The following is a 9,591-nucleotide window of genomic DNA, read 5'->3' on the forward strand; positions in this document are numbered from 1 at the left end:
CACATGCGCAAGCGCGTCAACACCGCCGAGAAGGCCCGGCAGTGGATCAACCTCACCCCCGACGAGGAGCGGGCCATCGCCGGAGTCGCCGGCCGCTACCGCTGGAGCATCACCCCGTACTACGCCTCCCTGATGGACCCGGACGACCCGCTCTGCCCGATCCGCCAGCAGGCCGTCCCGGCCGCCGCCGAGCTGCTGGAGTTCCCCGGCGCCGAGGTGGACCCCGTCGGCGACACCCTCTACCGCCGAACCAACCGGGTGGTGCACAAGTACCCGGACCGGGTGATCATGTTGGTCACCGAGGCCTGCCCGGTCTACTGCCGGCACTGCACCCGCAAGTTCCACACCACCGACTTCCAGGGCAGCTACTTCCGCGACGACGAGGGCGGCTCCTACGACGAGGACCTCCGCTACATCGCCGAGCACCCGGAGATCCGGGACGTGCTGCTCACCGGCGGCGACCCGCTCAGCTACCAGGACGGCCGGCTGGAGGAGATCATCGCCGGTCTGCGGGCGATCCCCAGCGTCGAGATCATCCGGATCGGTTCGCGCTTCCCCGTCCTGCTCCCCCAGCGGATCACCGACGAGCTGTGCACGATGCTCTCCCGCTACCACCCCGTGTGGCTGAACACCCACTTCAACCACCCCAAGGAGATCACCCCGGAGTCCGCCGCCGCCGTGGACCGCCTGCTGCGCCACGGCGTCCCGGTCGGCAACCAGACCGTGCTGCTGCGCGGCATCAACGACGACGTGGCCACCATGCGCCGGCTGATGACCGGGCTGCTGAAGATCCGGGTGCGCCCGTACTACCTGTACCACTGCGACAACGTCACCGGTGTCGCGCACTTCATGACCTCCGTCGAGAAGGGCTGGGAGATCATGGACGGCCTCCAGGGCCACATCACCGGTTTCGCCGTGCCGCAGTACGTCCTCACCACGAAGATCGGAAAGATCCCGGTCGCCCGTCCCTCCTTCACCGAGACGCCCGACGGCGGCCTGCTGCTGCACAACTTCCGCGGCCAGCAGTTGCGCGTCGACGCCGCCACGCACCCGATCACGGAGACCGACGCCCGATGACCCTCCACGACCGTCAAGGCCAGCGCTTCCTCCCGTACGGCGCCAACTACCTCGACTGGCAGGACATGACGGAGCTGCGGGAGGTGATCGAGCACCAGGTGCTGTTCCGCTACCAGACCGAGCAGGAGAGCATGGCCTCCCGGCTGGAGCACCTGGTGAGCGAGCGCCTCGGCGCCGCCCGGACGCTGGCCGTGCACAACTGCACCGAGGCGCTGCGGCTGGCGCTGATCTCCACCCGGCCCTCCGTCGGCGACGTGGTGTACATCCCGGCGGTCACCTTCGTCGCGGTGGCCGGCGCGGTGCTCTCCTGCGGGCTGATCCCCGTGCCGGTGGACGCCGACGAGTCGCTGGCCCTGGACCGGACGCTGCTGCCCGCCGACGCCCGGCGGGTGATCGTGGCGCACATGGAGGGCTCGGTGGCCACGCTGCCGCAGGGCGTGCCGTACGTCATCGAGGACTGCGCGCAGACCCTCGGCGGGCGCTTCCCGGACGGCCGGGAGGTCGGCACCGCGGGCTACGCCGGGGTGTTCAGCTTCCACCACAACAAGGTGCTCACCTCCGGCGAGGGCGGCCTGGTGGTGACCGACGACGAGCAGGCCTGGGCGGCGATGCGCTGCTACCACGACCACGGCTCGGCCCGCGTCCCCGGCCGCTACCCGACCTGGAACCAGGACGCCTACTACGGCGAGAACTTCGTCACCAGCGAGGAGGTCGCGGCGATCCAGTGCCAGCAGTTCCGGCACCTCGACGAGGTGCTGGCCGGCCTGGAGCGGATGTACGGCCTGGCGATGGAGGCGCTGCCCAACCGCACCGACCTCCGGGTGCTCCCGCGCGGCAAGGGCGACGTCAAGGTGAGCCTGCGCTTCCGCTGCGAGTCCCGCGAGCTGCGCGACGCCGCGGTGACCGCCCTCACCGCCGAGGGCATCGCCAACTGGACGCTCGGCAAGTACCTGCTGCCCGAGCACCCGGTGCTGACCGGCCGGCGTTCGCTCTACGCCGACGGCTTCCCGTGGAACCTCGCCCCCGAGGGCCCGTCGGCGCTCAGCCGGGACAACTTCGCCCGCACCCGCGACCTGCTGGACCGCACGCTCTGCGTGCCGCTCTCCCCCGAACTCCCGCAGGAGCAGCAGGCGGTGGCGGTCAAGGCGATCCGGCGCGTGCTGGAGGCCGTGTGACCGCGCCCGGTGGTCCGGTGCTGCTCCTGGTGGACGACCGGCCGTCCTCCTTCACCCGGCACGCGGCCGCCACGTTGCCCGAGCACCTGGTGCTGCTGCGCTTCGAGGAGCTGCGCGCGGACCTCTCCGCGGACCACCTGCGCCGCACCGCCCACCTGCCCGCCTTCTGGGTGCGCGCCGACAGGCCGCTGGAGCGGGAGGCGGCGCGGTACCGCGACTGGGCGGCCCAACTGCCCGTCGCACCCAGCCGGTTCTGCAATCCGAGCGAGCCGCGCCAGGCCCTCGCCCACCGCTTCGCGGCGCTGGCCGGGCTGCCGCACCTGAGCGGCCAACAGGTCGCCTGGGTCCGCGACAAGGCCGCGATGAAGCGGCGCTTCCGTGAACTCGGGCTGTGCACTGCCGAGTTCGCGCCGGTCCGGACGGCCGCCGAGGTCAACTGGTTCGCCGCCAGGCACGGCTGGCCGCTGGTGCTCAAGCCGGTCGACTCCTTCGCCTGCGTGGACACCCACCGGCTGGACGGCCCGTGGGCGCTGGACGGCATCGACCTCACCGCCCGGGACTGGATGGTCGAGCAGTTCCTCGGCGGCACCGAGTGGGAGGTCTGCGCGATCATCCACCGGGGCGAGGTGCTGGACGCCTGGCCGAGCGCGATGCCCTGTCGTCCGCTGGACATCGTGGACGGCGCGATGAACGCCAACATCAGCGTCGGCACCGAGGAGGCCCCGCCGGTCGACCTGCGCGCCCTGCTGCAACGGATCGTCACCGGCATGGGCATCGACCACGGCTACGCGCACATGGAGTTCTTCCTGATCGACGGCAGGCTGTACGCCGGGGAGATCGGGCTGCGGCTGGCCGGCTGCGAGATCCCGGCCAACCACGGGCACGCGTACGGCTTCGACGTCTTCGGCGCCACCCTGGACGTCTACCGCGACATCCGGCCCCGGCTGAGTTACCGGCAGCGGCGGTGCGCGGGCGACCTGCTGCTGCCGCTGCCGGGCTCCGGGACGGTTCGCCGGATCACCCCGGCGGAGGAACTGCTGCGTGTCCCCGGGGTGGTCGACGCCGTTCTCAAGGTCGGGGTCGGCGACGCGGTGTCGGCCCGGCGGGCCTCGCACAACTCGTCGGGGTACGTCCATGTGGTGGGTGCCTCGATCGAGGAGGTGGAACGGCGGATGCGCGAGGTCCTCGGCGCCTTCACCATCGAGCTCACGCCCGCGATCGAGCCCGCGTCCACCATCGAACCCCCGCCCGCGCCGGCCCACAGAGCCGCCACGGAGGGCGTACGGTGAGCGACACCCTGCCCCGCGAGACCACGCCGCCGCCGCGCGACACCCTGGCCCGCCGTTTCGCCGCGCTGCTGCGCCGCCCGCACGTACCCGCCGTAGCCGGGTGGAGCCTGGTGTCCCGGCTGCCGGTCTACCTGATGTCGCTGGCCACCGTCCTGGTGGTGCGTGAGCAGGGCGGCAGCTTCGCCCAGGCCGGGCTGACCAGCGCGCTCTACACCGCCGGGATGGCGGCCGGCGGCCCACTGGTCGCCCGGCGGCTGGACCGCACCGGGCGCCGGCCCGTCCTGCTGGCCACCGGTCTGCTGTACCCGGCCGCGCTCGCCGCGCTCGCCTGGGCCACCCGGCCCGGCGGCTGGGCCCAGCTGGCCGTGGCCGCCCTGGCCGGGACGGCCCTGCCGCCCGCCAACGCCTGCATGCGCTCGCTGTGGGCCCGGCTGCCGCTGGCCGACACCGAGCGGGACACCGCCTACCTGTGGGAGGCCGTCCTCGCCGAGGTGCTGGTGATCGGCGCCCCGCTGATGCTGGCCGGGCTGATGCTGGCCGGCTCCGCCGCGCTGGCCCTGAGCGCGGTGGCGGCGCTCGGCGGCATCGGCGCGCTCGGGCTGGCCCTGGTCCGGCTGCCGACCGGGACGGACGCCCCGCCGCCCGCCGAACGGCGCGACCTTCTGGGGCCTTTGCGCAGTCCCGCGATGCTGGCGCTGACCGGTGTGATGGCCGCCTGCGCGGTGCCGATCGGGCTGCTCACCCTGGCCATCCCGGCCTTCGTGGCCGCGCACGGTTCCCCCGGCGGCACCGGCGCGGTCTACGCCTGCTGGGGCGTGGGCAGCGCGCTGGGCGCCGTCTGGCTCGGCCGTTCGCAGTCCGACGTCCCGGCGCCGGTGCGCTTCCCCCGGCTGGTCCTGGCGTACGCGCTGGGCACCGGCCTGACCCTGGCCGCCACCTCGCAGCCGCTGCTGGCGCTCGCGCTGGCGGTCGGCGGCGCGCCGATCGCGCTGGTGTCGGCGGTCGAGATGACCCTGGTCGGCACGGTCGCGGGCGGCCGCTCGCTGGCCGAGGCCTTCACCTGGGCCTCGCTCGCCACCGTGCTGGGCGACGCGGCGGGCCAGCAGGCCGGCGGGCTGCTGGTGGAGCCGCTCGGGCCGCGCGGGGTCTTCGCGGTCGCCTTCGCCACCGCGCTGGCCGCCGCCGTACTGGCCTTCGCCTGCCGTCCGCTGCTCTCCCGCGCCGCCGCCGGGGCGGAGGCCGTGGCGTGACGCCCCTCGCAACCCACCCCACCTGTCCCTCCCGTCCACGAGGTCACCGACGATGAAGTCCGCAGGGTCGCTCTTCCGGCCCGTCAAGTTCGCCCAACTCCCCTCAGCTGTCAAGGAGTTCCTGGAGGCATCCGAGCCGGAGACGGCCGCCGTTCCGGTCCCGGTCGAGGGCCGGGACGACCTGGCGCGCAGCGTCGAGCTCGCCGCCCGGCTGTACGCCGCGCCCGGCCGACCACGCCCGCTCGATCACGGCGTGCTGCTCGGCGCGGAACGACTCCCGGACGGCGTCGCCGACCTGGTCCGCCCGCTGGCCCGCGCATGGCTCGACGAGGAGCGCCTCGACGACGCCCCCGCCTTCCTCCGCGAGAACCCCGGCGGCCTGCTGCTCGTCGGCTGCTACGACCGGCTCACCCTCGACCCGGTCCGCTCCCTGCTGCTCGCCACCTACCGCAGCCGCACCCAGGCACTCACCCTGCTCAGCGGGCGCGACGCCGCCTCGCTCGCCTGGAACATCGCCAAGCAGTACGTCCGCCCGGACGCCGGGGTCGACGCCCTCGGCCTGTTCACCGACACCGACCGGCCGCCGCACCCGCCCGGCGTCCGGGTCTTCGACGACCGGGACTTCGAGCGGGTGGACATCCGGTCGACGATCCTGGGCGGCCGCTGGCGCAAGGTCGCCTTCCAGGGGCACGGCAAGGACGACAGCGTCAACCTGGGCGAGTTCACCATCTGCGGCCTCAGCCCGGACGCCCCCGCCCGCCCCGGACTGCTCGGCCCGCGCTGCGCGTACGGGCTGCCCTGCTACAAGCCGGAGGACAAGCTCGTCCCGCTGCACCGGGTGCCCGCCGTGGAGGTGGTGCTCAGCGCCTGCAACAGCGGGCCACTGGCCGACCTCGCGCTCTACGATCCCAAGTACCAGCTGCTGCTCAACGCCCTGGACGGCCCGGCCCGTACGGTCGTCGCGGCCGTCTCGGTGCACGACTCCGACCGGCCGGAGAACGTCGCCTGGATGCGCTCGGCACTCGTCGGCGGGGACACCGTGGACACCCTGAACGCCAGCCTGGCCGGCTCGCACCCGTACCCGGCCTTCCTGCGCTTCGGCCTGCCGGACTCCGCACACGCTCCACAGCAGGAGCAGCAGGAGCAGCAGGAGCAGTCCGAAACGGTCTTCGCCGACCACCGACCGGATCCGCTGCTGCTCACCGTCGGCCGCCGGCTGACCGCCCTCCTCGGCTCCGAACTCCTGCCCCACAACCACGCGTTGCGCCCCCGGCTGACCAAGCTGGCCCGCAAGGTGGACCTCTGGGTGGCCCGGCCCACCCATCTGGCCGACCAGTCCGCCGAGCAGATCGGCGCCTCGCTCACCGCCGACCTCCAGTCGCTCGACCACGTCATCGCCGGGCAGGTCGCGGCGAACCCCGAGGACGAGCTGATGAACTACCCGGCGCACTTCGGCGACCGCAGCTCCCTCGACCCCGAGGTCCGCGAGGTCGTCTGCCACTGCGGCCGCCCCGCGCAGGAGTTCACCCGGCGCGGCCTGCTGCCGAACGTACTGGACACCACCTGCGCGGTCTGCATGCGCTGCGGGGACGTCACCTTCCGGCTGCCGGAGGCACCCGCCCTGCTCGCGTACGCCGCGGACGAGGTCCGCCAGGGCGGCGTCCTGGAGGTGCGCGCCTCGCTCACCGCGGCCCGCACCGGCCCGGTCCGACTCGGCCTGTTCGTCCCGACCTACCTGCGCGAGGACACCGCCGTGGAGCCGGAGGTGGCGAAGGTGCGGGCGGTCGGCGGCCAGCCGCAGGACGTGCACTTCCAGGTCCGCTTCGACCCGGCCACCGCACCGCAGGCCTACTACTTCACCGTCTTCGCCGTACAGGACCTCGCTGTCTCCACGGCCCGGCGCCACTTCGGCGTCCTTCCCAGTTGACCCCCGACCCGAGGACACCGTCATGACCACACCCAGCACCAAGCCCGAGATCCGGCTCATCGAGCAGGACGGCGAGGTGACCCTCAGCATCGGCGGCGAGCAGGCCATGCAGGCCTGGGAGCGCGACCTGATGTGGGCCAGCGCCGACCTGCTGTGCGAGTACGGGCGGGACTTCTACGAGGTCGGCCTCGGCCTCGGACTGTCCGCCCTGCGGATCGCCCGGAACCCGGCCACCCGCAGCCACACCGTGCTCGAACTCTTCGACGAGGTCGAGGAGTTGTTCCTGGCCAAGCACCCGGAGCCGCCCGCCAACCTGACCATCGAGCGCGGCGACTTCTTCCGGCGGATCTTCGAGCTGCCCTCCGAGAGCATCGACGGCATGTTCTTCGACCCGGCCCTGGACCTGGAGGTGTGGACCGACGCCGAACTGTGGGCCCGGACCATGCCCGAGGTGGTCCGGGTGCTGCGCCCGGGCGGGGTGTTCATCCCCTTCTTCAGCACCAAGCCCGAGCTGCGCTGGCAGTACACCCCGCACTTCCGCTCGATCCGGGTCGAGCGTCACCCGTACACCGCCTACGACACCACCGAGTACACCCACGGCACCAGCGGCGACGCCTACATCCAGTGCTTCCTGAAGGACTGACCGCCATGACCGCGCGCACCCTCCCCCCGCCCAGGTCCCTGTTCCTGGCCGGCCCGTTCATCCAGTTGCTCGACCCGACCACCGGCGAGATGCCGGCCGAGTCCCGGGCGCCCTTCGACCTGCTGATCAAGCACTTCGAGGCCCAGGGCATCGCCGTGCACAACGCCCACCGCCGGGAGGCCTGGGGCGCCGAACTGATGCGCCCCGACCAGTGCACCAAGCTCGACCAGGACGAGATCCGCAAGGCCGAACTGTTCATCGCCCTGCCCGGCTACCCGGCCTCGCCCGGCACCCACATCGAGATCGGCTGGGCCAGCGCCTTCGGCAAGCCGATCGTGCTGCTGCTCGAGCGCGGCCGGGAGTACACCTTCCTGGTGCAGGGCCTGCACACGGTCGCGACCGTCGAGGAGGTGGTCTACACGGACCTCGCCACCTCGTTGCCCGCCGTCGACCGGGCCGTCCAGCGGGTGCTGGCCCGGCACCGCGGCTGATCCCCTCCCCCTCCCCTCCCCTCTTTCCTCCACTGACAGGAGCCCCGGCGGTGCGACGACCGCTCACCCTGATCGCCGTACTCGCCGTGCTCCTGTCGGCGGCCGCCGCGCCACCCGGCCACACCGCCACCGACCCGGCACGCACCCCCGGCACGCCGGCCTACACCGTCGAACTGCGCAGTGACGCCACCGGCGCGCACTGGCGCGGCCACGAGCGGATCGCCTTCACCAACACCTCCGCCGAGCCGATGGACGAGGTGTACCTGCGGCTCTGGGACAACGCCCACGGCGGCTGCGCGGCTCCGGCCGTCCGGGTGTCCGGGCTCGACGGCCCGTACGGGGTCGGCTGCACCGCCCTGCGCGTCCCGCTGCCCCACCCGCTGCGCCGGGGCGACTCCGGGGCCCTCGAGTTCGACCTCGCCATCGACGTCCCGGACGGCGCCGACCGCTTCGGGCGCGACGGCGCCTTCTACTTCCTCGGCAACGCCCTGCCCGTCCTCGCCGTCCGGGACGCGGCGGGCTGGCACCTCGACCCGTACACCGACAACGGCGAGTCCTTCTTCGCCCTCGTCTCGGACTACGCCGTCACCCTGGACCACCCCACCGGCGTGCTCGTCCCGGCCACCGGCACCGCCGTGGACGGCCCGGGCGCTCCGGGCCGTACGATCACCAAACTGACGGCACGGCAGGTTCGTGAATTCGCCTGGGCCGCCGGTCCGTTCAGCCGGATCGAGGGCCGATCACCCGGCGGTGTGCGGGTCGCCGTCCACTCGGCGACGAACGTCACGGCCAAGGACGCCCGCCACGTCCTCGACCTCTCCCTCGCCTCCGTCGACGCGCTCTCCACCCGCTACGGTGCCTACCCGTACGGCGAGTTGGACGTCGTCGTCGACAACGCCTTCTCGTTCGGCGGCATGGAGTACGCGGCCTTCGTCCTCGACCGGGTCAGGCCGTCCGCGGTCGTGCACGAGGTGGCGCACCAGTGGTGGTACGGCATCGTCGGCGACGACCAGTACCGGACGCCCTGGCTCGACGAGTCCTTCGCCGAGTACGCCATGGACCTCGCCCTCAACGACATCGGCGAGCCCGGCGACCCCAGCGATGACGGCGGCCCCGGCGGGCTCGGCCACGCCGGCGAGGACTGTGCCGACCTCCCGCCCTGGCAGTCCGTCGACGAACGCCTCACCAACCCGATGCGCTACTGGGACGCCCACCCCGACCGCTACGGCCCCGTCGTCTACGACCGCGGCTCCTGCGCCCTGCACGACCTGAGCGGCCTGATCGGCCCCGAGACGATGGCCACCCTGCTGCACGACTACGCCCGCGCGCACTGGTACGGCGTCTCCACCACCGCCGACTTCAAGGCCGCCGCCCAGGCCGCGGCCTCCGTCGACCTGGCACCCTTCTGGCGCGAGCACCGCATCGACTGATGCCTCGCGCGGAACCCGGAGCACCAGATCCCGACCACCAGATCTGGACCACCGACTCCGGACCACCGACTCCGGGCCGGCGAATCCGGGCCGGCGAATCCGGGCCGGCGAATCCGGGCCGGCGAATCCGGGCCGGCGAATCTGGGCCGGCGAATCTGGACAATCCCCCGAAAATTTTGACACGGTGAACGGCACCGGCCCGGCCGTCGATCCCGCGGCCGATCCCCCTGGAGAGTCCAGCCATGCCCTTCACCTCCTACCTCGGCCAGAGCGCCTTCTCCGACCCCGGCGCCCACCTCCCGCACTACG

At 72.9% G+C, this 9,591-nt stretch carries 8 protein-coding genes; all 8 read left to right on the plus strand.

Translation table 11 applies throughout. The annotated features are described in order from the left end of the window. Positions 1 to 1,077 (plus strand): arginine 2,3-aminomutase (gene blsG / locus J0670_RS19865; protein ID WP_207812976.1); only part of this gene is annotated, 1,077 nt, incomplete at its 5' end. Then, the gene (locus J0670_RS19870; protein WP_207812977.1) at positions 1,074 to 2,252 is read left to right on the plus strand and encodes a DegT/DnrJ/EryC1/StrS family aminotransferase; all 1,179 of its coding nucleotides are present in this window, start codon (positions 1,074 to 1,076) and stop codon (positions 2,250 to 2,252) included. The genes blsG and J0670_RS19870, both read left to right, overlap by 4 nt. Continuing rightward, a complete protein-coding gene (locus tag J0670_RS19875; RefSeq protein WP_207812978.1) occupies positions 2,249 to 3,541 on the plus strand; it encodes an ATP-dependent carboxylate-amine ligase in 1,293 nt (430 codons plus the stop codon). Before J0670_RS19870 ends, J0670_RS19875 begins: the two co-directional genes overlap by 4 nt. Continuing rightward, on the plus strand, positions 3,538 to 4,791 hold the full coding sequence (locus J0670_RS19880; protein ID WP_307806597.1) for an MFS transporter: 1,254 nt from the start codon (positions 3,538 to 3,540) through the stop codon (positions 4,789 to 4,791). The genes J0670_RS19875 and J0670_RS19880 overlap by 4 nt, the downstream gene beginning before the upstream one ends. Before the next feature lie 52 nt (positions 4,792 to 4,843). Next, complete coding sequence (locus J0670_RS19885) at positions 4,844 to 6,718, plus strand: hypothetical protein (protein WP_207812979.1); 1,875 nt, start codon at positions 4,844 to 4,846, stop codon at positions 6,716 to 6,718. Positions 6,719 to 6,740: 22 nt separating this feature from the next. Continuing rightward, entirely contained in the window at positions 6,741 to 7,361 is a 621-nt protein-coding gene (locus J0670_RS19890; RefSeq protein WP_207812980.1) for a class I SAM-dependent methyltransferase, read from the plus strand. A 5-nt stretch (positions 7,362 to 7,366) separates the two neighbouring features. Continuing rightward, positions 7,367 to 7,852, plus strand: a complete 486-nt coding sequence (locus J0670_RS19895) for a hypothetical protein (protein WP_207812981.1) — start codon at positions 7,367 to 7,369, stop codon at positions 7,850 to 7,852. Positions 7,853 to 7,902: 50 nt separating this feature from the next. After that, positions 7,903 to 9,282 (plus strand): M1 family metallopeptidase, encoded by a 1,380-nt coding sequence (locus tag J0670_RS19900; RefSeq protein ID WP_307806598.1) that lies wholly within the window; start codon positions 7,903 to 7,905, stop codon positions 9,280 to 9,282. Positions 9,283 to 9,591 lie beyond the last annotated feature (309 nt).

Origin of the sequence: Streptomyces sp. FH025 (assembly GCF_017427025.1) — a bacterium.
Taxonomy (GTDB): domain Bacteria; phylum Actinomycetota; class Actinomycetes; order Streptomycetales; family Streptomycetaceae; genus Kitasatospora.

Coding starts and splice junctions, on each gene's coding strand:
- J0670_RS19895 (WP_207812981.1), top strand. CDS start 7,367: ATGACCGCGCGCACCCTCCCCCCGCCCAGGTCCCTGTTCCTGGCCGGC.
- J0670_RS19870 (WP_207812977.1), top strand. CDS start 1,074: ATGACCCTCCACGACCGTCAAGGCCAGCGCTTCCTCCCGTACGGCGCC.
- J0670_RS19885 (WP_207812979.1), top strand. CDS start 4,844: ATGAAGTCCGCAGGGTCGCTCTTCCGGCCCGTCAAGTTCGCCCAACTC.
- J0670_RS19890 (WP_207812980.1), top strand. CDS start 6,741: ATGACCACACCCAGCACCAAGCCCGAGATCCGGCTCATCGAGCAGGAC.